The organism is Chitinispirillales bacterium (assembly GCA_031254455.1).
Lineage (GTDB): Bacteria > Fibrobacterota > Chitinivibrionia > Chitinivibrionales > Chitinivibrionaceae > WRFX01.
The window spans coordinates 1-22,931 of sequence record JAIRUI010000067.1 but is presented as its reverse complement, the minus strand read 5'-3'; the positions used below and the strand labels follow the sequence as shown (position 1 = coordinate 22,931).

General features: G+C 38.0%; 20 protein-coding genes, 1 tRNA gene and 1 other RNA gene. 9 read left to right on the top strand and 13 right to left on the bottom strand.

Features of this window, described 5'->3' with window-relative positions; translation table 11 throughout:
* Nucleotides 1-432: hypothetical protein (locus LBH98_04655; GenBank protein MDR0304046.1), on the top strand; the 432-nt coding region annotated here is incomplete at its 5' end.
* A gap of 111 nt (nt 433-543) precedes the next feature.
* Here the strand turns inward: LBH98_04655 and LBH98_04650 are convergent.
* Nucleotides 544-1,386, bottom strand: coding sequence for a PorT family protein (locus LBH98_04650; GenBank protein MDR0304045.1), 843 nt, complete (start codon nt 1,384-1,386; stop codon nt 544-546).
* Nucleotides 1,387-1,790: 404 nt separating this feature from the next.
* Here LBH98_04650 and LBH98_04645 point away from each other — a divergent pair, with 404 nt between their 5' ends.
* Both LBH98_04645 and dxr read left to right on the top strand, forming a co-directional pair.
* Entirely contained in the window at nt 1,791-2,060 is a 270-nt protein-coding gene (locus LBH98_04645; GenBank protein MDR0304044.1) for a hypothetical protein, read from the top strand.
* Entirely contained in the window at nt 2,061-3,197 is a 1,137-nt protein-coding gene (dxr, locus tag LBH98_04640; protein ID MDR0304043.1) for a 1-deoxy-D-xylulose-5-phosphate reductoisomerase, read from the top strand. It begins immediately after the preceding gene.
* A 73-nt stretch (nt 3,198-3,270) separates the two neighbouring features.
* Here the strand turns inward: dxr and malQ are convergent, their stop codons facing one another.
* The 5 genes from malQ to trmFO form a co-directional block, all read right to left on the bottom strand.
* Entirely contained in the window at nt 3,271-4,752 is a 1,482-nt protein-coding gene (gene malQ / locus LBH98_04635) for a 4-alpha-glucanotransferase (GenBank protein ID MDR0304042.1), read from the bottom strand.
* 98 nt (nt 4,753-4,850) lie between these two features.
* Nucleotides 4,851-5,909 carry an ABC transporter permease gene (locus LBH98_04630; protein ID MDR0304041.1) on the bottom strand — a complete coding sequence of 353 codons (1,059 nt, stop codon included), beginning with the start codon at nt 5,907-5,909 and terminating at the stop codon, nt 4,851-4,853.
* Nucleotides 5,910-5,919: 10 nt separating this feature from the next.
* Nucleotides 5,920-6,684 (bottom strand): thiazole synthase, encoded by a 765-nt coding sequence (locus LBH98_04625; protein ID MDR0304040.1) that lies wholly within the window; start codon nt 6,682-6,684, stop codon nt 5,920-5,922.
* Complete coding sequence (gene thiS, locus LBH98_04620) at nt 6,684-6,884, bottom strand: sulfur carrier protein ThiS (protein MDR0304039.1); 201 nt, start codon at nt 6,882-6,884, stop codon at nt 6,684-6,686. The genes LBH98_04625 and thiS overlap by 1 nt, the downstream gene beginning before the upstream one ends.
* A 44-nt stretch (nt 6,885-6,928) precedes the next feature.
* Nucleotides 6,929-8,260: a methylenetetrahydrofolate--tRNA-(uracil(54)-C(5))-methyltransferase (FADH(2)-oxidizing) TrmFO gene (gene trmFO / locus LBH98_04615; protein MDR0304038.1), complete on the bottom strand. Its 1,332-nt coding sequence runs from the start codon at nt 8,258-8,260 to the stop codon at nt 6,929-6,931.
* A gap of 170 nt (nt 8,261-8,430) precedes the next feature.
* Here trmFO and LBH98_04610 point away from each other — a divergent pair, with 170 nt between their 5' ends.
* Both LBH98_04610 and mltG read left to right on the top strand, forming a co-directional pair.
* Nucleotides 8,431-9,348: a chemotaxis protein gene (locus tag LBH98_04610; GenBank protein ID MDR0304037.1), complete on the top strand. Its 918-nt coding sequence runs from the start codon at nt 8,431-8,433 to the stop codon at nt 9,346-9,348.
* A gap of 106 nt (nt 9,349-9,454) precedes the next feature.
* Nucleotides 9,455-10,468, top strand: coding sequence for an endolytic transglycosylase MltG (mltG, locus tag LBH98_04605; protein ID MDR0304036.1), 1,014 nt, complete (start codon nt 9,455-9,457; stop codon nt 10,466-10,468).
* Here the strand turns inward: mltG and LBH98_04600 are convergent.
* Nucleotides 10,465-11,007 (bottom strand): ATP-binding protein, encoded by a 543-nt coding sequence (locus tag LBH98_04600; protein ID MDR0304035.1) that lies wholly within the window; start codon nt 11,005-11,007, stop codon nt 10,465-10,467. The two genes, mltG and LBH98_04600, sit on opposite strands and share 4 nt — an antisense overlap.
* A 153-nt stretch (nt 11,008-11,160) precedes the next feature.
* On the opposite strand from LBH98_04600, the gene LBH98_04595 reads away from it, so the two are divergent.
* Together LBH98_04595 and ssrA are read left to right on the top strand one after the other, a co-directional pair.
* A complete protein-coding gene (locus LBH98_04595) occupies nt 11,161-12,126 on the top strand; it encodes an aldolase catalytic domain-containing protein (protein MDR0304034.1) in 966 nt (321 codons plus the stop codon).
* A 28-nt stretch (nt 12,127-12,154) separates the two neighbouring features.
* Nucleotides 12,155-12,510: a transfer-messenger RNA gene (gene ssrA / locus LBH98_04590) on the top strand.
* A 45-nt stretch (nt 12,511-12,555) separates the two neighbouring features.
* Here the strand turns inward: ssrA and LBH98_04585 are convergent.
* A complete protein-coding gene (locus tag LBH98_04585) occupies nt 12,556-13,386 on the bottom strand; it encodes a hypothetical protein (protein ID MDR0304033.1) in 831 nt (276 codons plus the stop codon).
* 568 nt (nt 13,387-13,954) lie between these two features.
* On the opposite strand from LBH98_04585, the gene LBH98_04580 reads away from it, so the two are divergent.
* Together LBH98_04580 and LBH98_04575 are read left to right on the top strand one after the other, a co-directional pair.
* Nucleotides 13,955-14,641, top strand: a complete 687-nt coding sequence (locus LBH98_04580) for a hypothetical protein (GenBank protein ID MDR0304032.1) — start codon at nt 13,955-13,957, stop codon at nt 14,639-14,641.
* A gap of 1 nt (nt 14,642) precedes the next feature.
* Nucleotides 14,643-17,258 (top strand): YDG domain-containing protein, encoded by a 2,616-nt coding sequence (locus LBH98_04575; GenBank protein ID MDR0304031.1) that lies wholly within the window; start codon nt 14,643-14,645, stop codon nt 17,256-17,258.
* Between the two features lie 1,715 nt (nt 17,259-18,973).
* Here LBH98_04575 and LBH98_04570 read toward each other — a convergent pair.
* The 5 genes from LBH98_04570 to LBH98_04550 form a co-directional block, all read right to left on the bottom strand.
* Nucleotides 18,974-19,048: transfer RNA gene (locus tag LBH98_04570), tRNA-Gly, on the bottom strand.
* Nucleotides 19,049-19,085: 37 nt separating this feature from the next.
* Entirely contained in the window at nt 19,086-20,003 is a 918-nt protein-coding gene (locus LBH98_04565) for a hypothetical protein (GenBank protein ID MDR0304030.1), read from the bottom strand.
* Nucleotides 20,004-20,233: 230 nt separating this feature from the next.
* Nucleotides 20,234-21,469 carry an MFS transporter gene (locus LBH98_04560; protein ID MDR0304029.1) on the bottom strand — a complete coding sequence of 412 codons (1,236 nt, stop codon included), beginning with the start codon at nt 21,467-21,469 and terminating at the stop codon, nt 20,234-20,236.
* Between the two features lie 28 nt (nt 21,470-21,497).
* Nucleotides 21,498-22,520 carry a DUF4340 domain-containing protein gene (locus tag LBH98_04555; protein ID MDR0304028.1) on the bottom strand — a complete coding sequence of 341 codons (1,023 nt, stop codon included), beginning with the start codon at nt 22,518-22,520 and terminating at the stop codon, nt 21,498-21,500.
* A gap of 2 nt (nt 22,521-22,522) precedes the next feature.
* Nucleotides 22,523-22,931: hypothetical protein (locus LBH98_04550; GenBank protein MDR0304027.1), on the bottom strand; the 409-nt coding region annotated here is incomplete at its 5' end.

The window sequence follows — 22,931 nt, the reverse complement described above, 5'->3', positions numbered from 1 at the left end:
AAGATAAAATATCTTTGCACAGACGGAAACTATGCTTACGATAAAGTAAATATAGCCCAACGCCATTTGATAGGGAAATCTGAAACTTGCTTTGTGGAAAGCATGAATGCAAAGATTAGGCGCAAGCTTGCAAGATTTAATCGTAAGACGTGTCGTTATTCGAAAGCGATTGATATGGTAATAGCATCACTAATACTTTTTTTAACGAAGAAATTATTGAATGTATATTTAGTTAGCAGGCCCAATAATCCTGTGGTACGTTCGGACGGATATGTAATTCAACAAGGATATTTGGAAAGTTCAAATGTGGACAGCATAAAAACGATGGTCGATATGATTTCTGCGCACAGAAATTATGATATACTTTCAAAAGCGATACAATCCGAAGATTCGACACTTGAAAAGACTGTTAATCAGATTGGAAAGTTGTAGAATCAAAGCAAACTAATAATCAGGAAAATCTTGTATATGTTCGACTTGCTGTTCCTTCGACTAGAAGGCATAGCAAGTCGTAAAGTTTCGTCAATTCCAAATCAAAAAACTTTAATGTTCCGAAGAATTCTTTGAGTTAAGTGCAAACTCATATCCTGCGGTTAAACTTAATCCGGCTCGACGAACCCATTTAAAAGAATCGTCAACGTGTCTAAAATAACCGAGGTCGGTGAAATATCTGGCATCTAAAAATAAAATGCCCATCTTTGTTTTTACACCAAAATTTGCACCCGTCGTCAATCCTATTGGGGGATACCACGGTTTTTCTTGATAATAATCTTTATCATCGTTATATTTTTTTATTCTACCGTCAATTTTTTCGCTGAACTTTCCAATATTTATGGTAAAATGCGGACCGGCAAATGCTTGAATTGAAAGGTTGCCCGGACGAAAAGTCAATTTTGCCAAAATTGGGAAAATTAAGGCATGTCTACTCTGTTTTAATTCGTTTCTACAAGTATCCGGTTCAATATATTCATCATCAGAGTTTAAAAAGTCACCAAACACATGCAGTATGCCAAAGTTATCAAAACTGATATAACCGTATTTGGTGAAAAGCATTTCAGTTTGAACCGCAAAAAAGTTGGTTAATTGCAGACTCACAAAAGGAGCAAAATTAAATGATTCATCTCCGTAGTTCCATCGGAGAATAATGCCGTATTCTCTAGCTGTCATTTCCCCGATATAATTTCCGTCATCGTCAAGAATCCATAATACTGTATCATCGTTCAAAAATGCTTCTTTGTATTCTTTACTCGGAACAGAAAGCCCTATACCTCCACCAAGTCGAAACCCAAAACTCAAACGTCTTTTATCTGAGTTATCTTCTTGTGCAAACAAAGACATACCACAAATAAACATAAAAGATACAATTGTAATTTCCTTTTTATACAATTTCTTTCTCCTAAGAATCAAAACCTGTCTGTTCGGTTATTTACGATTACAATACATTGTTATGGGAAGTGTCGCGATATGTCCCCAAGTGTTTAGTGCGGTATTTTCCCTAATTTTTTACAAAAAATATTATTTGCGCAAAATAACTGCTGATATTTCCCGAAAAAACGTATATTCTAAACACTTTTAGTCGTTAATTTCGGCAAATGGGGAGACATCGGGATAATTCCCTAAAATATCTTTGCACAGGGACTTATAAGATATGTCACCAAACAACTAAAGTAAATAGATTAATTATCATAATTCTTGATATTGCGTGAAATTATTTATTATTTTATTGTAGAATCACAAAATGTTTTGTATTATATTAAGATTAATATAAAATTTATTTGCGGGGCGAGAGCATGGGATTTTACGATATAAAAAAAACTGATGTTGATAGCTATGAGTATTTTCAAAAAGAAGATGACCAAATTAATGAACACATAGAAGCTAATTTATCAAAAGAAAAAATTGAATCAATATTTGACACTTATATTATCAAAAATAAAATTACAGGTATTGATAATATCGACAATGATTCTTTTCATAAAAATATAGATTCTCATAAAAAACATATCTCAAAAACCATAAAAAACTATTATTGCAAAACAACTTTTTCAGAGGAAAATTAAATGCGAAAAATATTGCTTTTGGGAGCAAGCGGCTCAATCGGACAATCCACAATAAACTGCGTTAAGCGATACCCCGGCGACTTTGAATTAGTCGGAATTTCGTTTAACAATAATACGGATAAAGGGAAAAGCATACTTTCGCAGTTCGATACAATAAAATATTGTGCGATTGCTAACATCAACACCGAAATAAAATTCAACGGCAGTTTTTCAGCCGTTGAATTTTATTTCGGGCATGATAAATTGGTAGAAATGGTTAAAAATTGCGAATATGATGTTTTGGTTAACGCGATTGTCGGCTCGGCAGGGTTTGCACCCACCGCGGCGGCGCTTAAACGCGGAAAAAAAGTTGCTTTGGCAAACAAGGAAAGTTTGGTTGTCGGCGGAGAGATAATTGACGGACTACTTGCAGAATTCGGCGGCAGTATAGTTCCTATCGACAGCGAACATTCGGCGATTCTGCAGTGTATTCACGGAGAAAACCGTAAAGAATTGGAATCTATTACCGTTACCGCAAGCGGCGGTCCTTTTCGCGAACTTCAGAAAGAAAAATTCAGTGAAATTACTCCTGAGAAAGCGCTAAAACATCCGACTTGGGCGATGGGCGCAAAAATTACAATTGATTCTGCGACGCTTATGAACAAGGGATTTGAAGTAATTGAAGCGTACCACTTATACAAGGTAAATTATGACAAAATAAACGTTGTAGTTCATCCGCAGTCTATAATTCATTCTATGGTAACTTTTATAGACGGCGCGGTTTTGGCTCAATGCGGTTATCCAGACATGGAATTGCCGATACAATATGCGCTTACATATCCTGACAGAAAATATATGATGCCGACGCCAAGGTTGGATTTGGCAAAAATAGGTCAATTAACGTTTTTTGAGCCGGATTTGGATAAATTTCCCTGTTTGCGGCTTTGTATTCAGGCGGGAAAGGCTGGCGGAACGCTTCCTTGCGTGTTGAACGCGGCAAACGAGGTCGCCGTTGCGAAATTTATCGGTAAAGAGATCAAATTTACACAAATCGCCGAAATTGTAGAAACGGCGCTTAATAAGCACAATCGTCAAACCGCAGAAAGTGTGGAACAGATTTTAGAAATTGATAGGGAAGTGCGGCAAAACTGCCTTTAATTGTTTGGACGTGTCCTATTTCTGCCTTTTGTTGTTATTACTCGGTTTTTACTTCTGTTCGTTAAATTCGTTTTCATCCTCTGCCGAAAATTTGTATCATCTTTTTCAAATTGTCGAACGAACTTTGTTTTATCATATCCCATTTGAAACGCCACGCCCAATTTTTGTTATCGACTGTTCCGGGAGTGTTAAATCTCGCCTCGTTTCCAAGTCCTAATAAATCGGCAAGTTGTAAAATTGCATAAATTGACGCCGATGCAAGCACTTCACGGATGGTTTTTTGAAGAATTTCTTCGTCTGATTTTGCCGAAACATAATCTTTTACACGGTTTTTAGCATACTCGTCAAGAGATTTATACCAGCCTAAAATCGTGTCGTTGTCGTGCGTTCCGGAATACATAACGCTTTGTCTGTTGCAGTTATAAGGCAGATAGTAATTGTCAGAGTTGCCGTCAAAAGCAAATTGAAAAACTTTCATTCCGCACAAGTTTTCGCTGTCGCGCAGTTTGTTGACCTCGTCAGTAATTACTCCCAAATCCTCAGCTATCAATTCGATACCGTTGCCGAATTTTTGTTTAATTAAAGCGAAAAATTCGTTACCCGGACCTTTTTCCCAAACGCCGTTTTTTGCCGTTTTGTCTTCTGCGTTAATCGCCCAGTATGACTCAAACGCTCTAAAATGATCAATTCGCACGATGTCGTTGTAAAAAAACGCTCTTTTTATACGGTTCATCCACCATTCATAGCCGGTATCTTTTATTCTTTCCCAACGATAAAGCGGCGTTCCCCAAAGTTGTCCGTATTGACTGAAATAATCCGGCGGAACTCCGCCGACACGAATTTGTTCCCCTTTGTCGTCTAATTCAAACAAGCGTTGATTGGACCAAACGTCGCTGCTTTCGTAAGAAACATAATATGGAACGTCGCCAAAGATTCTAACCCCGTGATCGTTTGCGTAATTTTTAATATCAAACCATTGCGACTGGAAAATAAATTGTACAAATCGGTAATAATCCAATTCGGTTTTGTTATCGGACGAGTATTTTTCAATCGTGTTTTTGTCGTATTTCGCGAAATCATTAGTCCACTTGCTCCAATGAATAGTCCCGAATTTTTTGCTAAGCGACATAAATAAAACATATGGTTCAAGCCAATAATTTTCGTCTTCGCAGAATTTTTGATAATCGCCAGTCGGAGTAAAATTTGCAAACGCCTTTCTGAACAGTTTGTTTTTCGCTTCAAGCGAATTTTCAAAATCTACAAAATCGTCGGGTAGTTTTTTGCCAAAATTTTTCAGATCGTCGTTTTTCAAATAACCCCAGTCGCGCAAAACTTCAAGCGAAATTAAAAGTGGGTTGCCGGCAAACGCGCAAGGGGTGCTGTATGGTGAATTTCCATAAACCGTAGGACAAACAGGGCAGACCTGCCAAATTTTTACGGAATTTTGCGAAAGCAAATCAATCCATTTTTTTGCTTCGTAACCGAGATCGCCGACACCGAAATTCCCGGGAAGCGATGTAATGTGCAAAAATATACCGGTGTAGCGATTACTCATAAATTATTAACCTTTTTGTTGTTCGTTGAATAAAAATACTATATTTTCTGTTTGAAAAATATTTATAATCGTAAATAAAGAAATATTTTTTTTTGATTTTAAATTTCCGCAGAGTGCGGATCTAAAACATCGCGAAGCCCGTCGCCAAAAAAGTTATACGCCATAACTGTGATAAAAATAAATCCACCCGGGATTAACATCCACGGATGCATATGAATATCGGCTATGTTCATAACGTCCGAAAGTAAATTTCCCCAGCTTGCGTGCGGATCTTGAATGCCAAGTCCTATAAGCGAAAGTCCGGATTCCATCAAAATAAACGACGGTATGGAAAGCGTCAGTGATACCACCACAAAAGAAAGCGTTTGCGGCAAAACATGTTTGAAAATTATCGTAAGGTGATTTTGTCCGATTGCCGTCGCAGCCAAAACGAATTCACGTTGCGAGATTGATTTTGTCATGCCGCGAATAATCCTTGCCGTTCCCGCCCAGCCTACAAAACTCAAGATCAAAACTATCATGAAGTATATTTCCACCGAAGAAAGTTGCGGCGGGAAAGTCGCCCGTAAAGCCAAAAGCAGAAAGAAACTGGGAATGAGCATTATCATTTCACAAATCCGCATCAAAATATTGTCGATTACGCCGCCGAAATACCCTGCGACAGCGCCGACGCTCAAACCTATAACCATTGAAAAAAATACGCCCGCAAATCCTATGGTAAGCGAAACCCGTGAACCGTAAACTATTCGTGAAAACAAATCGCGTCCGCGGGAATCCGCTCCGATTATGTAAATTCGCCCGTCTGCGCCGAATAAGTGTCTGTCGATACTTAAAATTCCCAGAAGTTTTACTCTTTCGCCTTTGGCGAATAAACAAAATTTGTACATTTTATCCGTATTTTCTACAAAAACCCGTCTGTAATATTCGTCAAATTCGTATTCCTGTTCGTAAAAAAACGGAAGAAAGTGAAATTTTCCGTTCTTATCAAAAAAATGAAATTTTGTCGGCGGCATATATGAGTGTTCTCGTCTTTCACTGTCGTAATGGTATGGTGCGACAAACTCAGCAAGAAACATTACCGCATACAAAATTGTCAGTATAATTCCCCCGATAAATGCCATTTTGTGCGACGTAAGCTTTTCTATAATATTTTTCATTTTTTTGTTTTCAATCCAAAAAACCCGTCAGCGGCGACGATGCGGAAACCGACGATTCTTTGGCGAATCCCGCCAAAAAACCAAGTCTTCCGGCTTCTACTGCGTTCTTGAACGCCTTAGCCATAAGTACCGGATTTTTGCTTGCCGCAATTGCCGTATTAAGTAAAATCGCCGCAGCGCCCATTTCCATAGCCTCGCAGGCATGAGACGGCTTTCCGATTCCGGCATCGACAATTATCGGCGTGTCTATTTCTTCAATCATTATGCGAATGGTTTCTTTCATCAAAAGTCCTTTGTTTGAACCGATCGGCGCTGCGAGAGGCATAACCGCCGTCGCACCCGCCTGCGCCATACGCCGTCCCATTGCCAAATCCGGCTGCATATAAGCAAAGACCGCAAAACCGTCGTTTACTAGTATTTCGGTCGCTTTAAGTGTTTCCAAATTGTCGGGAAGAAGGTATTTTGAATCTTTTATAACTTCAATTTTAATCCAATTCCCGTAACCCATTTCTTTAGATAATTTTGCGATTCTTACCGCCTCTTCGGCTGTTCTCGCTCCTGAAGTATTAGGCATAAGTTGTTTTCCCTGCGGAATAAAATTCACTATATTATTTTGCGGATTATTAAAATCAACACGTCTCAACGCGACCGTTATTATATCGCAGTCGGCCGTTTCCAGAATTTCTTTAATAATTCTTTCGTCATGGTATTTTCCCGACCCCGTCAAAAGCCGTGATTTGAATTTTTTTCCCGCAAGTTCAAGAAAATCATCCATTATCCGCCTCCGACAAATCTTAAAATCTCAATATTGTCGCCGTCTATTATCTGCGTAGTGTCAAATAATTCTTTGCGTAAAATCTTACCGTTGTATTGTATAACGACAATATTCGGGACAATGTTTCGTTCGCTCAAAAGCCGCCCGATTGTCAGATTGCCGCCAACTTCAGTTTCTATCCCGTTAATTCTGAATGGCATAGTTCTCCCTTTGTTTTTATTATAATATAAAAATACTATTTTGTTTAAAATAACAATTCTTTTGAAAACAGATATTTTTCGTATTTCTCAAATTCTTCTTTTGCGCGTTTGCAAAAATATTCTTTTTTATCATTTTTTCTAAGTTTTACGCCCTCTTCTTTCTCTTCAAAAAGAGAAAAATTTATATTAGACGGAGTAAATTTATCAGTCGTACGCGTAATATGCTTAAGGAGTGCGCCGATTGCGGTTTTGGAGTTTGGAATTTCTATAATCTCGCTGTTTTTTATTCTATTCAAAATAGACAGTGCGGTAAAATGTCCGGTCGCAATACTTTCCGTATAACCTTCGTTGCCGCAGAGTTGTCCGGCAATAAATAAGTTAGACATATTTTTAAATGATAAATCACAACTTAGAATTTGTGGAGAATCTATGTATGAATTTCTGTGTATGCTCCCAAAACGCAGAAATTCGGCATTTTCAAGTCCGGGTATTAAACGAAAAACTTTTTTTTGCTCTGTTATTGTCATACGAGTTTGAAAACCGACCATATTGTAAGCGGAAGCGTTTGCATTTTCTTTTCGTAATTGGCAAACGGCGAAATATTGTTTAGCGTTTTCTGGATTTGTAATTCCTACCGGCTTCATCATGGAAAACCGCATAACGTCATATCCACGCTTAGCGGCTACCTCTATTGGAAGACACATTTCAAAAAATTTCGCATTTTCAAAATCGTGCGCCTTAACCAAGTCCGCAGAAAGCAAGGCGTTGTAAAATTTGTCGTATTGTTCTTTGTTAAACGGACAATTAAGATAATCGCCGCCGCCTTTGTTCCATCTGTCCGCAAAGAAGGCGGTGTTTGTATCTATGCTGTCGGCGCTTATTATCGGAGCGGTTGCATCATAAAAATTAAACTTTTTAGCGCCCAGACTGTCAACCAAGTAATTCGTTAAGCGCGGCGAAGTAAGCGGTCCTGTGGCGATTACCGTGAAATCATAATTTTCTATCGGCGGTTTGTCGCATTCCATAATTTTATATGTAATGTTTTTAAACGATTGTATTTTTTTTAAAACTTCTATACTAAACAGTTTGCGATCTACAGCCAAAGCGACTGCGGCTGGGACGCGAGTTTTGTAGGCGATTTGCAAAAGCGGCGATTTAAGACGCATAAGTTCGTATTTTAGGATAGCGTGAGCCGTCGGCAATTCATCGGATTTAAGTGAATTTGAGCAAACCAATTCGGCGGGCTTATCGGTTTTATGCGCAGGTGTAAACACTTTTGGACGCATTTCAAATAAATCGACTTCTATGCCGTTTTTTGCGATTATCAACGCCGCTTCACTTCCGGCAAGTCCTGCGCCTACTATAGATACTTTCATAAAATCCCTTAATTTAACGGCAAGATACGAATTTTATATGATATTTTGGTGAAATTTCATAAAATAAACATAAACAATCTAAAATAATTTATGTTTTTATAGATGGAATAAATTATTTTAAATAGGCGGTTGGCGGTTTGTTTTAATAATTTAAAAAAAGGGTTTATCGTATGGAAAAACAAGACGGAATTCTTCTTGAGAGCGGAACTAATGAAATGGAACTTTTGGTGGTTACCGTTGAAGAGCAATTGTTCGGTATAAACGTCGCAAAAGTTAAATCTATTCAAAAATTCAATCCTGCGGCAGTATCGGCGCTTCCGGATTATCCAGATTGTATTTTGGGGGTTTTGCAGTTACGCGAATCGACTATTCCTTTAATTGATATGGCGACAGTGCTAAAAATAACAAAATCCGAAAAAGACGACAATCAAATAGTTATCGTTACCGAATTTAACAACCGCGTCAATAGTTTCAGGGTTGACAGCGTCAAGAGAATTTATAGGGTTTCTTGGACGCAGTTTATGCCGATTTGCTCAATAATCCAAAGCGAAGGAACGTTTATTATCGGTTCAGTTACGTTAAACGGCGAAGAAGTTTTGGTTTTGGATTTGGAACAGATTCTTGCGACATATTTTCCTGAAACTGTAATTCAAGAAATTCGAGAAGATATTGCGGAAAATGCAGAGAAAATAAACCGTTCAAATGTACATTTACTGTTTGCCGAAGATTCCGGGCTGATTCGAAATTCAATTATTCGATGCCTGAAAGAAGCGGGATTTAATGATCTTTCCGTCTTTGTGGACGGGCAATACGCATACGAACATGTATCCGCCCACCGCGATGAGTATATGAATTATGATAAACCGATTGTACTTGTTACCGATATAGAAATGCCGAGAATGGATGGATTGGCGTTGTGTAACAAAATTAAAAAAGAATTAAATTTGTCTAAAATTATCGTTATAATGTTTTCAAGTCTGATAAACGCACAAATGATAACGAAATGTCAAAGTGTTCATGCGGACGATTGGGTTGCAAAACCGGAATCAAATGAACTTATTACAATGTTAGATTCATTTTGCGTTTAATGCAATGTTTTATAACAATAATGCTAATTTGGCTTTCTGGAGTTTTGTATGTTTTTGCCGGTTTGGGATATTTATTTTATTTCTTAATTGTTATTTTTAGGTTTTTATGCAAAAAGCGTTAATTTTCTTTACTTTTTTCTTTACGATAATTGTCGGTTTTTTGTATTATTGCTACCATTCGCCGGAAAAAGACATTTCTCTTGAAACAATTATCGAAATTCCCGAAGGAAGTTCGGTGAAAACTGCCGGAAAAATCCTTAAACAAAACGGAATTATCAATAATGCGAACATTTTTTATTATACTGTTCGTCTTTTAGAGAGAGATTATTTTGTACAATCTGGGAAATTCGTTTTGTATAAAAATTTTGGTGTTTTTAGATCTATGGAGGTTTTAAGAGGGCGTCCCATAATTGAAGATATTGCACTGACGATTCCCGAAGGATTGACCGTTTGGGAAACTGCGTCAATTGCCGCTTACGTGTTTGAAAACGTAGATTCTGCCGAGTTTGTTTTACTTTGCGAAAACCGGGAGTTTATCGAAAAATGCGGGTTTTCAGATTTGTTGTCGCTTGAAGGTTATCTTTATCCGGAAACGTACAAATTTCCTAAAAACACAAAGTCCGGCGAAATTATTTTACGTATGACGGCGATGCATAAAAAAGTTTTTTCACAAATTTCCCGTTTGCCCGGAACTAAAAATTTGACCGACGAACAAATCGTAATTTTAGCTTCAGTTATCGAAAAAGAATCAAAAGTCAATACCGAAAGATCGCATGTGTCTGGTGTTTTTTACAATCGTTTAGAAAAAAAAATGCCGCTTGGAGCGGACGCTACAGTGCGTTATGCAGTGAAAAATTTCAATCGTCCGATAAGGAAATCCGAATTAAATTCCGATTCTCCATACAATACGCGAAAATTTACGGGATTGCCTGTCGGTGCGATTTGTTCGCCGAGTAAATCGTCGCTTGTCGCCGCACTCAATCCGCTTGAAACAAAAGATTTGTTTTTTATGGCGAAATGGGACGGTTCGGGCGAACATATCTTTTCTCAGACAAACGAGCAGCACGAAAAAGTAAAGAGTAAAATTAAAAGCAAAAATAAGAATTTGGCTGATTTCTAACTCGAAATTTCATCTTCAAGTCCGCTTAAATATTGCTTGGCAAGAGAAAGCGAAAATACGGATTCCAATTCGCCAAGCGCATCAACAAGGTCGTCTCGTGAAATCGAATATTCTTTCCCGTTTAATTTTCGCTTGATTATGATGTTACAGTTTCCACTCAAATTAAAAATTGTCGTGACGGTCTCGGCAAAATTTCCCACAGGCGGCGTATCGATAGATTTTTTTGCAAACGAATATTTTATAGTAGTTCCTACTTCGATTTTTGATTGCAAATCAAAAATCCCTTCGCAGAGTTGTGTCGCCATAATCAAGAACGGCAGTCCGAAACCCGCTTTGCGCATAGAATGTTTTCCGGCTTCCGTGTAGAATGGGTCAATCGCCTTTTTTTGAATTTCTTCACTCATTCCTTTACCGTTATCAATTATCATAAAATTATAATAGTTATGATTTTCTTCAAAAGCCACAATTATTTCGCTCGAATTCGCTTCAATTGAATTTTGTACAATATCCGAAAGATAATCGCACAAAGTGTAGTGCATAAAACCTCTTTTGTCGAAACTACCAATATCTTTAAAATAACATTGCGCTAAAAACAAAAAATAGAATAAACTAAATAAATTCACAAAAACATTTGAAATTATAGTATATTTCCCGTAAATTTTTGAATTTGTTTTTATAAAACGGAGAATTTTATGTATCGTCCGGAAATAAAAGTTTATGATTGTACAATTCGTGACGGCGGACTGATGAATTCGTCTAAATTTTCGCTTGAAACGGTACGAAATGTTTATAACGCTTGCTGTGAGTCCGGTGTTGACGTAATTGAACTCGGATACAGAAACAGCAAAAAAATGTTTTCACCCGATGAATACGGCGATTGGAGATTTTGCAGCGATGAAAATTTGTTTAAAGTAATAGACGGAATTGATTCGAATGGTGCCAAAATCGCTGTTATGCAGGACGCTCATAAAGCGTTTGAAGAAGATGTGTTTAATAAAAGCGATAGCCCCGTAGATATAATTCGCATAGCAACTTATGTAAAAGACGTTGACAAAGCGATTAAATTGGCAAATTCTGCAAGCAAAAAAGGATACGATACAACAATAAATATTATGGCTGTTTCAACGGCAAACGAACAGGAACTTGATGAAGCGTTAGTGCAAATTGCAAAAGAGACGGATGTTTCGGTGTGCTATATCGTAGATAGTTACGGCGCGTTATACAGTGAAAAAATTGATCATTATGTCGATAAATTCGCCGACAAAATGGGCGATATTAAAAAAGTCGGGATTCATTGCCATAATCAGCAACAACTTGCTTTTGCCAACACTATCTCGGCGATTATTAAAGGCGTTAATCATTTAGATAGCGCATTATACGGATTCGGAAGAGCGGCAGGAAACGCTCCTACGGAATTGCTTATAGGATTTTTGAAAAATCCAAAATTTCAAGTCCGTCCTTTGCTTAATGTTATCGGTAAAGAAATTATTCCGCTTCACGAGCAGATGAAATGGGGTTATTCTATTCCGTATATGATTTGCGGTATTCTTAACAGACATCCGCAGGCTGCTATGGATCTTATGAAACTGCCGGAAAATGATAAGGCAAGTTACGATTTTGCCGCGTTTTATGATAAAATGGCAAGAGAGGATTTTTAATTTTTCATAAAAATACACGTAGAAATTTGGGGGTGTTCCGGATTTCGACGATTTGTATGCTCTTTGAACTGTATGTCGCAGATGATGGTTGGCTGCGTTATCAATTCCGTCAAACAATAACTGCAGAAGATTATTCTTACGCGGTAGCGGCTTAATATAAGCCGTGCATCTTGCAAGGAATTGGCGTTCGTTTTTTGCCGGATGTAAAATTTAGGACGCTCGGCGGTAAAACGCATCGGATTGCCGCTTAAAAAAACGGTGTATGGACATAGTTAAGCATGTCAATTTGCGTGATTATGTTCAAGATTAAAAAATTGACTAAACATATAGTAGTTCACTGAAAGTGCTTATCGGACAGGGGTTCAATTCCCCTCACCTCCACCATTTTTAATATTCATCACTTATAATATATGTCACAACTTTGTTTCGCTAAAAGTTCCATACAAAATCTACGCCGTTTGGAGCGATATGTATTGCAAACATTTTTTTCCAACACTTTGCTTCGGCTCCGCCTATAATTGCGAGAGGGATTCCTGTAAGCGCAACGCCTCCTCCTATAAAGCCGAAAGTTCCCCATGCGATTAATTTATCACGCGCTTCGTACGCTCTTTTTTCCATTGCATCAAATTCTTTGCGTGTGTATTTCTTGCCGGTTGTTTCATTTATAACCCAATATAACCCTTCAAACGCATATATTGCGTCCGCATAGTCCGTCCAAATATTTGTGTTTTTAGCCCAAAAAATAGTTGAAATCGTTCCTAATATTGTGCCGCCTATCGTTAATCCTGTTCCTATATTTCTTATTTTAGTATAATAAATGTCTTTTTTTTGATATTCGGTCGTTGTACCTTCCCGCCGCCATTTTGTTTCATTCGCTCCTATAATAACCATTGGGATAGCGGTTATCGCTATAGCGCTTCCGGATATTCCTACGCTATGCCATATATTTTGTTTTCTCAATAATTCATTACTTTTTTTACTTGATTCAATAGCGTCTTCTTGATTATCCCAATGATGTTTGTCGTTAAACGCTTCGTTTCCGTATTTCGTTCCGATAGAAATTCCCGTCACACCCGCAGCAATTCCGCTTCCCGTCAACACTATTCCCACATTTCTCATTGTTGTAAAGTGTTTAACTCTTTTTTCCGAATACTCTATAAATTCGGGATTCAATTTTAGTGTGTCTTTAACTTCAAAATTTATGTCTTGAGCGAACGTTCCGATTACGCTTAAAATAACCGCTATTAAAAAAAATCTCATAAAACCGCCTTTTACTAATTTAAAAGATTCAAAACTGGTTGAGCATTAAGAAAACCCATATTTACCCATATTAAAATACAATATATACAACAAAGCATAGCAAAAATAGGGCTTGCTATCTAAATATATAAAAAATGCCAAACCAATATTACAAAACACTTATTTTGCAGGAAAAGGTTAATTTTACTCTCCAAAAATGCTTTTCCCTATGTAATTTATCAAAAATATTATAAATGTATAAATGGCAAGCTGTCCCATAAATTATTTTCCCAATACCACAAGTCATGAATTGTTGAGTTAATGCTCGGCTTTTCATTAGTGTTCTTTGATTTCTTAAAGTAACTAAATAAAGGTAAACTTCTTTCATTGGTTGTTCTGCCTATCAACACCTTTATTTGGTTAAACACTGGTGAATTCATGATTTGTGGTAAAATTATTGATTATGGGCAGAGCAGCCTTTTCAGATTTTACCGCTGTCTGCTTTTTCATAATTCATAAATTTATTAACTTTTGGCAACAAAGCAATAACGCTTTTTGTATAACATTTAGTTTTTTGGAGGACTTAGTTATGGAAGTAAACAGTTTGACTCTATTTGACGAAGAATTGGTAAAAAGAGTTGATATTTACCGAAAACATCCGCATTTATTACCGTTTATAGGTGAAAATTACGGAAAAGGGAATTGTAATAAAATTTTGCTTGTCGGTGAAAGTTTTCGTCTAGCGAACAGAGAAAACAAATCGGAATTGAATAACATGTTTGAAAAATGGTATGAAAAATCCAATGATGATTTGAAACTGAGTGATGAAGAGATCGGCTGGACAAAAACACGCGAGACCATAACTTACTCAAATTCGACATTCAATAGAAATGTTCGTTCTATTTTGGAAGAATTGGGCGAAACCGTTTCCTCTGTTGCTTTTATGAATTTTTTTCAAAGACCTGCCTATCCCGTTCCGCTTGGAAGAAAAACCGGTATTGTTTCCAATGAAAAAGATGTTGAAGTTGCAAAAGAAGCACTGCAAAAAGTTTGTGAAATTATAAAACCTAATTATTTGTTGTTTGTGAGTAAAAAATCATTTTGGAGTTTTGGCGATAAATGCGAAATTTTACAAGGCAAAGAAATAGGCGTTAAAAAAATAGGCGCTGTTGCCCACCCTGCCTGTCGGTACTGGAATAAAGACGGTGGCAAATACGGAAGACAAGCGTTCATTAACTTTTTTCAAGAATTTGTAAAGAAAAATAAGGAGAATTAAGATGAAAGGCGGAATTTTCAAAGCATTGACTATAATTACGACTATTGCAACGGCGGCAACGGCGCAGGTATGGGATGGGACAAGCGATATAATTTGGTATAATAGCAATCCGTCAAATAATACGTTTTACATATCAAACGGACAGGAATTGGCGGGAATTCAGCAGTTGTTAACTTCCAAATTAACAACATTTGCGGGGAAAACAATTATTCTTTCTTCCAACATTGATTTGGACAATAATGATTGGACGCCGATTGGCAATGCTACAGATAAATTTTTGGGAATTTTTGACGGAAATGGAAAAACAATATCAGGTTTGTCTGTTTCAAGTTCAAGTAATCGGCAATATGCCGGTTTGTTTGGTTATGTTGGAACAGACGGACAAATAAAAAATCTCATTGTTAATGTTACTGGAATAAAGGCAAACTCAATGACAAACAATTCAGGGGCATTTGCGGGGGGATTGGTAGGGTATTATGCTTCTACAAAAACAATAGAAAATTGTGGAGTAAAAATAACGAATAATATTAGTGCATCTACTAAAACTTCTACTTATTCTACTTATTCCGGTGGTTTGGCAGGATGGACAGATGCAACGCTTACCATCAATAATTGTTACACGACGGGAACCGTTAGTTCTTCCACTTATTCCGGTGGTTTGGCAGGATGGGCAAATGCAACGCTTACTATAAATAGTTGTTACACCGCTGGAAATATCGCCGGAAGCGGAACTAATAATACCGCTTCCGGCGGATTAGTAGGATACTCAAGAACGCTTACGATCAATACTTCTTACACAACAGGAAATATATCCGCTTCTGGCGCTTCTATTTCTTATTCAGGAGGATTGTTAGGAAGTACTAATGGAACATTTGCCGTCAGTAATTCTTATACGACAGGAAATATATCAGCTTCCAGCGCTTCTATTTCTTATTCAGGAGGGTTGATAGGAGCATCTAATTATACTCTTTCAAACATCACAAATTGCTATGCAAGCGGAACTATTACTGCAAAAGGAGACGGATCGTTATACGCAGGTGGAATTTCAGGGAGATGGGATTCGGGAACAAATACTTCGGTATATTACAATTCCGCAGGAGCGAGCAAAGCGTCTGGAAGCGGTTCTCCGACAGGGATTTTGGGATTAACTTCCGAGCAACTTAAAAAGAGAGCAGCGTTTACTGGTTGGGATTTTAGCGGCATTTGGAATATGGTGGAGGATTATTCGATGCCTATTCTCATAAATTTCCCTGTCCCTGATGTTTGGATACCTTATAACGACTTTGAAATTACGCATATTTTCAACCAACCTTATTTTGGAGAACAAATTAAACCTGCCGTGAAAGTCCGTCTGAAAAGCGACAAAACGGTTTTGACGCAAAACACTGATTATACGCTTTCGTTTGGTGAAAATCGGTATGTTTCGACAGGCGGCAGCGTAACCGTTACGGGAGCGGGAACTTATGCTATGGCGGGAAGCGACGTTATGAATTTCAAAATACTGCGTAAAGGATTGACTATAAGCAATGCAATCGCGCAAAACAAAATTTATGACGGCACAACTGCAGCGACAATAACAGGTGCAGTATTAAACGGCATTATCGGCGACGATGAAGTTTTAATAGATACGATAAAAGGAACTTTTGCAGGCAAAGATGTCGGCGTAAATAAATTAGTTTTTGATTCACCTTCACTAAAAGGTGCAGACGTGGGTAATTACAACTTTGCTCCCCGAGAAGCATCATTAACTGCCGATATTACAAAAAGAGATTTGGTTATATCGTTAAATCCGAAAATTACCACGATTGCGATTTCAGACAACAAGCCGGACCTGTCGCTTTTGCTTTCATACGATGCTTTGCAGGGAACGGATACAAAAGCGGTAATTACGGGAACGACTGTTGTAAATTGCAGTTACGTAAAAGGAACTTCTCCTGTCGGAATTTATCCGATAACGTTGACCGGGCTTGTGTCGGCAAGCAATTACAATCTTTCTTACGATAATGTCGGTTTGGCGTTAATTGTCACGGGCGACCCAAAATCCGTAGATAATTTGACGGTTTCGCCGATTCCCGACCAGAAATACACAGGCGACGCAATTACTCCGGCGGTTACGGTAAAAGACGGCGAGACGACCTTAACGGCTGGAACGCATTACTCGCTTTCATATTCAAACAACATCGCGGCAGGTAGTTCCGCGCTTGCAATGATAGAAGGAATACCAAGCGGCGGATATACGGGCTTAAAATACGTGAGTTTCAAGATAGTTGAAAATATCGGTGGAACGCCGATAAGCGACATTAAAAAATCCGACAAAAAACACGGAATACTGTTTGAAAATAGCATAATTTCGGATATTGCGGAAATGACAATCGTTCTTCCAAATAAAGAAAAGGTTATCGAGGCGAAAATCGCTATCTACGACGCGATTGGTAATGTTGTGTTTGTTTCGACTACGCTCAGCAACCGGACACAGAGCGGAGCCGAAGCGCCTTGGGATTTGACGAATAGCGCAGGACGGTTTGTTGCAAACGGAACGTATTTGGTAGTCGCCGAGGTGAAAGGCGTGAGTGGAAAGACATATATGTATTCGGCGAAGTTGGGAATCAGGAGATAAAGAAATCATCATCCGCAGATTTTTTTCTGAAAGGCAGATTGTAGAAATACATTCTGCCTTTTGTTTGAAGAAAAAGAAAAGCGGCGAAATTTTTGAAAAGCCGAAAGTTATACGCTAATAAAAACTATTTTTGCTCAATTAGGGGGAAAATATGTTTGAATTTTTTTTATATACGGAAACACATTTTAAGTTTTTTAATCTGCAGCCGTCGTTTCTGCACAAAAAAGAACCGGAAATTATTTTTGACTGTCCGCCGCGAATTTCACCTAAAAAAAACGAAATTCCGCTGTATCTTTTTGTTAAAGATTTCAAAAATTATGATTTTTTTGCAGAATCTGTAGAAATTCAGGCGGTTTGCAAAGGAAAAATCATAGAAAAATACTCTTTTTGCGACGTTGAAAATCATAAGATTTATGAAAAATACGATTTACTCGGTTTTCGTTTTATTATTTCCAAACCGAAAGATTTGAACGATGAAAATCTGTTTATTTACCCGAAACTAAAATATAAAATCGGCAAAAAGTCGAAAATCGCGGCGGTAGATAACATAAATACGACGAGTAAATTTCCGTTTTCCGTGTTTATAGCGAAAGAAAATTATCCTAACGACCAAGAAAACCCTGCGAATTTTTATGATTTGCACAGTCACTCGTCACACACAAACGACCATATAGAATTTGGCGCGCCGGTAGAATTTATAGCCGATTGCGCTGATTTTTGCGGGCTTGACGGCATCGCAATTACCGATCATTCTTACGACATTTCTTGCAAGCCGCAAAATTATTTGGAAAAAGATGAAAATTTGACGCAATGGAAAGAATTACAAGAAGAATCTTTGTGTAAATACTCAGTCGAAGCGTTTTTTGGAGAGGAAATTTCGGTTATGCGAAACGGTGGAGGAGCGGTACATTTGGCGGCTGTAGGAAATAAAAAATTCATTGCGGGAACTGCTGACGGCGCAAGAAAAAATTACAAACGGTCATTCGAGCCGACAATGGAACAGGCTATAAACTCTGCGCTTGACGACGGTGCGATAGTATTTGCGGCACATGCGGGTGAAAGACCGAATTTTTTTCACCGTTTGTTTTTGCGACGGGATTTTTGGCGATTTTGTGACTTTGAAAATATGCAAATTACCGCGTTTCAGGCTATAAACGGGAATTTTGACAAAAGTTGGCGTATTGCAAAAAAATTGTGGGTAAATCTTCTGCTTTACGGCAAGAAAATTCCGCTTGTCGCAGGCAACGATTCACACGGCGACTTCAACCGTTATCGGGCGACGAGTGTTCCATTTGTCTTTATCGAAGAAAATTTCGAGCGATGTTTTGGTAAAGCGAGAACCGGAATCTATAATAATCAACAGTTGTTAGATGCGATAAAAACCGGACGTACATTTATAACAACCGGTGCGTTTATCGATATTCAAGCAAATGGGGAAAGCGTAATTTCAAACGAAATTCTTGACAACAAAATCGCTTTGAAATTGCTAATAAAAAGCAGCGAAGAATTTGGAAAAATCAAACAAATAAGATTATTTCTTGGCGATTATAAACAAAAAAAAGAAAATTGTGTTTTGGTGAATTTATCCGATGAGAAGTATTTTTACTGTCAAGAAATTTCTCATAATTTATTAAAAAATTGCGATTATTTACGGGCGCAAGCGACTTGTGAGAGCGACAGAAAAGAGACGTTTGCTGTTACTAGCGCTGTTTATTTGGAGCGGGAAACGGGATTTGAACCCGCGACCTTCACCTTGGGAAGGTGACACTCTACCGCTGAGTTATTCCCGCTCAAAATTCAAGATAAAATACTACTCGCCATTATTACCTATTTTTTCGACGGCGCATAAGTAAATCCGAACATTGCTTGGTTTGCGACTCTCATTCCAAAAATAAGCCGATATGAGACTTCTCCCCAAAGTTTATTTTTTCCAAAAAGCAGTTTTATAAACGGACCTCCCCAAGCGAAATATGTATCCCAATCGTAATAGCTGTAACCATAATTGGTACCATAATTGTAACCATATCTATACTCTTCTTCAAAAAGCGTCCAAAATCCTAACGTGCCGCCGGGTATTATTTGAAGCCAGAAAGAAGGTTGTATTCGTCCGCCAAAAGAAAATCCGCCGCCAAAATTTTTGGCTCCGCCGCCAAAATCGCCGCTGAAGAAAAAATTGTTTTTAATAGACCCCAATTCAATATTTCCACCCGCTCCTGAAAACGGAGGCGTTGCCTGAAATTTAGCCGAGAAGTAAAACGATTTTGGGTTAAGTAATGACGGTGTGGATCCTGAATAAAATCCGTTGTCTTTTTGTGTAAACGAATGAAAATTTAAAAAAACTGTATCACTTTCGGTCGCCGGACGAAAATTTACATAGCGCGCCGGATAACCCATCACAGTAATTTTAACCGATTTAAGTGAATCGCCGGATATTTCGTAAAAAAAGTTCGTTCCGACAAGCACGTCCGGTTTATCGACCGACGGGGTGTCTTGACCAAGCGCGTTAGTAATCGCTTCTTTTTTCACGCCTGAAATTTCGGAATATAAACCGCTTGCCTGTCCCATAACTTTTTCCTCGTCAACTTCCAAATCGGCGACGGTTGGAATTGCATAGATAGACGGCTCAAACTCCTTGCTTAGCAAATCGTTACTCCTCATAACTTTAACTGACGCTGCTGGATATGAACACCCAACAAGTACGCAAACCGCAATACAACAGATAAAATAGAAACATAAATTTTTCATTAAACACCCTTTAATTTAAATTTAACAATTTTAGCTACATTGTTTGCAAATTCAAACCTAGTGTCATTAAGAAAAAATAAGGTGCACTTCATTTTCTCAAATATCCTTACTCCAAAACAAATAATAGTGAAAACTCTCAAATTTTTATCTAAAAAACTATTTGCCAAACAAAAAATGTGAAATAAAAATCTTATTGATTTACAAAAGTTAGAACATTATTTAAACCTGTTTTACGAATCGCTTCTAACTTTGCATAAAAGGAAGAATCCGATTGCAAACGGTAAAATCAACGATGAAATTCCTATTCTTTGCGGTATATTCCCCGTAAACCCCATTTTTTGAGATAAAATAATACTTCCTGCGATCAAAATCGGACCTGCCGCTACGGCAAATCTTCCGAGCGTATTGAATAATCCGAATAATTCCGTATCTTTATCTTTTGGGATAATCAGCGAAAAATAAGAACGGGATACCGATTGAATCCCTCCTTGTACAAGTCCGGTCATAATAGCGAAAAGTGTAAACTGCCATTCTTTTTTAATTATCCAAGCCGCCCCGAGAGTAATCAAAACATAAATCAATATTGAAATGAGCAGAATTTTTTTTGCACCGAATTTATTTGCCGAAAGTCCGGCTAAGATAGCAAACGGAAATGCGGTTATTTGTACGCATAAAAGCGAAATCATAAGCGTTTTTGGCGAAAAATTTAGCGATAAACCGTAATCTACCGCCATCATCACAAACGAATGAACGCCGTCTATGTAAAACCAGTATGCAATTAAAAAGAATCGGATTTGCGGAGATTTCCATGCAAATACAAATGTTTCTTTCAGGTCGGAAATAAAAGAGTGGACAAAAGATTTTTCTTTATTGTTTAGGCGCGGATTTGCATGAATTTTTGCAAAGTATAGAGGCGATGCAAAAATTATCCACCATAATCCCGCCGTTAAAATACTTATTTTTGAAGCGTCAAGCGAGTTTGATATTCCGAATGCCGATGGATTTGACACCATAAAAATATTTACAGCGAATACAAGTCCGCATCCCAAATATCCGGCAGAGAAACCTATTGCAGAAACGCGATGGCGGTTTTTGGGGAGCGCTACCGCCGGCAAAAGCGAATCGTGGCACATAATCGACAGACGATAAAAAATATTGGCGACGATAAATAAAAGCAAAGCAAAAAAATGTTGTCCCGTTTGCACAAAATATAAAAGAATTGTCGCCGCGGCGCCCAAAATTGAAAATATTGTAAGCGCATTTTTCCGAGTATCTTTTTGTGCGATGATAGCGGCGAAAATAGGGCAGAGCAGAGCCGCAGTAAATCCGGAGATTCCGTTTGCAAAGCCTAATTTTGTTGTCGAAAACGCTGATAATTCCGGTGGAAGATAGTAATTCTTTAGAAGTATTGGGAAAAATGCCGAAAGAACGCAAAGGGCGAACGCCGAATCCGCCCAATCGTACAATACCCACGCACGAATCGCTTTTTTGTTGTCAGATTCCGTTTTGTTTAACCTGTTGTTTTGCCTGATACTCTTCGAGCATTTTTTTCATTATCTCTTCGCTTTGTTCGTTGGTGTTGGTTATTCTTTCCCTGCTCAATATAAGACGCTGCGCCTGTGATTTGAAAATATACGCAATCTGCTCACCGTTGTTTGCACGCACAAAGTAACGAGGACGGTCGCCGTCAATGTTTCCGACAAGTAAGGTATATTCTTTGCCGTCATTTTGCGAAATCGTGTATTTTTGCGACGGATTTACCAAACCGGAAATTTCATCGGGAATCGAATAAGTGTAATCCCAATCGCCTGCGTCAAGTTCAGTAACATCTTTAAGAAATTTCACGATGGAATCCGTATTCGCATCAAACTTTCCGTTCAAAACCCACTTCTTCGCATCGTCTTTTTTGATATTGAAAACTTCATCAGGATACTCGGCGGTTATTTCTGAGATATTTTCCGGCTTAAATTCAAACAAAACCTTATTGCGCCATTCGTTTATGTCAGTTTTGAACGCAAAACCGATTCCGCCGCCGACAAGGTAAATTTTGTCGCTGTTATTTTCGCGGAAATAATTAAAACGCCAATTTTCCGACTTTTTCCCAAGCACAAAATTTCCGATTTGCATATTTTGCTTATTGAAAATTTTCACGATAAACGCCGAATCACCCGTTAATCCGTATTCCGCGTCGTTTGCTTTGTTTGTTCCCACAAAAACATCGCGTTTCATTTCTGCGATTTTATTTACGATGCTGATAACTTTTACGGAATCGGCGCTATATTTGATTTTAGGATTTAGTTCGAACGCCGCAAGCCATAAATTATCTTCTTTTGAAAGAATCACGGTTTCGTTACCTTTTTCAAGAATAATTTTTCCAAAATTTTCTGCAAATCTGGGATAAAAAGGCGCTTCGTTTTTTTTCACGCTTGAGTTTTGAAGCGCGTTCGACAAAATCATTGCCGCAATGACGAGAACAAGCAAAATTCCCGAATACAAAGTTTTTTTTGCGGTGATCATAATTATTTTCCTCCGTTGTATTGTTGGCGTCGGCGATGAAAGAATATCAAAATTCCAAAGATTATTAAGATAATCGGCATCGCAATAATGTTAAAAATTCTGTATCTAAGTCCGGAATTGTCCGAATCTGTTTTCATTGTAATGTTTTTCAGTGAGCGGTCGATCATATTTCTGGAACGAACCCCTATTAGATTTTCGTCAAGTGAAAGCCAGTCGGTTAGGTTTTGTATCAGCGGCATATTGACTATTCCGCCTGCTTCCTGGGTAGCGAAATCAGCGTTTCCTACAACTATAACCGAGCCGCTTGTCGTTGAAAGAAGAATTTCTTGATTTTGCGGTTTTTGAAGCGTCGTGTCGTTAAAAATCGAATTTATTTTTCCCGATAAGCGAATCGCAAGCGGATAACGTTTG

What these genes read in the sequence shown, in the direction of transcription:
- LBH98_04585 (MDR0304033.1), bottom strand. Translation starts at nt 13,386, where the DNA reads ATGAGATTTTTTTTAATAGCGGTTATTTTAAGCGTAATCGGAACGTTC.
- LBH98_04630 (MDR0304041.1), bottom strand. Translation starts at nt 5,909, where the DNA reads ATGAAAAATATTATAGAAAAGCTTACGTCGCACAAAATGGCATTTATC.
- dxr (MDR0304043.1), top strand. Translation starts at nt 2,061, where the DNA reads ATGCGAAAAATATTGCTTTTGGGAGCAAGCGGCTCAATCGGACAATCC.
- LBH98_04595 (MDR0304034.1), top strand. Translation starts at nt 11,161, where the DNA reads ATGTATCGTCCGGAAATAAAAGTTTATGATTGTACAATTCGTGACGGC.
- LBH98_04555 (MDR0304028.1), bottom strand. Translation starts at nt 22,520, where the DNA reads ATGATCACCGCAAAAAAAACTTTGTATTCGGGAATTTTGCTTGTTCTC.
- LBH98_04580 (MDR0304032.1), top strand. Translation starts at nt 13,955, where the DNA reads ATGGAAGTAAACAGTTTGACTCTATTTGACGAAGAATTGGTAAAAAGA.
- LBH98_04575 (MDR0304031.1), top strand. Translation starts at nt 14,643, where the DNA reads ATGAAAGGCGGAATTTTCAAAGCATTGACTATAATTACGACTATTGCA.
- trmFO (MDR0304038.1), bottom strand. Translation starts at nt 8,260, where the DNA reads ATGAAAGTATCTATAGTAGGCGCAGGACTTGCCGGAAGTGAAGCGGCG.
- thiS (MDR0304039.1), bottom strand. Translation starts at nt 6,884, where the DNA reads ATGCCATTCAGAATTAACGGGATAGAAACTGAAGTTGGCGGCAATCTG.
- malQ (MDR0304042.1), bottom strand. Translation starts at nt 4,752, where the DNA reads ATGAGTAATCGCTACACCGGTATATTTTTGCACATTACATCGCTTCCC.
- LBH98_04610 (MDR0304037.1), top strand. Translation starts at nt 8,431, where the DNA reads ATGGAAAAACAAGACGGAATTCTTCTTGAGAGCGGAACTAATGAAATG.
- LBH98_04645 (MDR0304044.1), top strand. Translation starts at nt 1,791, where the DNA reads ATGGGATTTTACGATATAAAAAAAACTGATGTTGATAGCTATGAGTAT.
- LBH98_04625 (MDR0304040.1), bottom strand. Translation starts at nt 6,684, where the DNA reads ATGGATGATTTTCTTGAACTTGCGGGAAAAAAATTCAAATCACGGCTT.
- mltG (MDR0304036.1), top strand. Translation starts at nt 9,455, where the DNA reads ATGCAAAAAGCGTTAATTTTCTTTACTTTTTTCTTTACGATAATTGTC.
- LBH98_04565 (MDR0304030.1), bottom strand. Translation starts at nt 20,003, where the DNA reads ATGAAAAATTTATGTTTCTATTTTATCTGTTGTATTGCGGTTTGCGTA.
- LBH98_04600 (MDR0304035.1), bottom strand. Translation starts at nt 11,007, where the DNA reads ATGCACTACACTTTGTGCGATTATCTTTCGGATATTGTACAAAATTCA.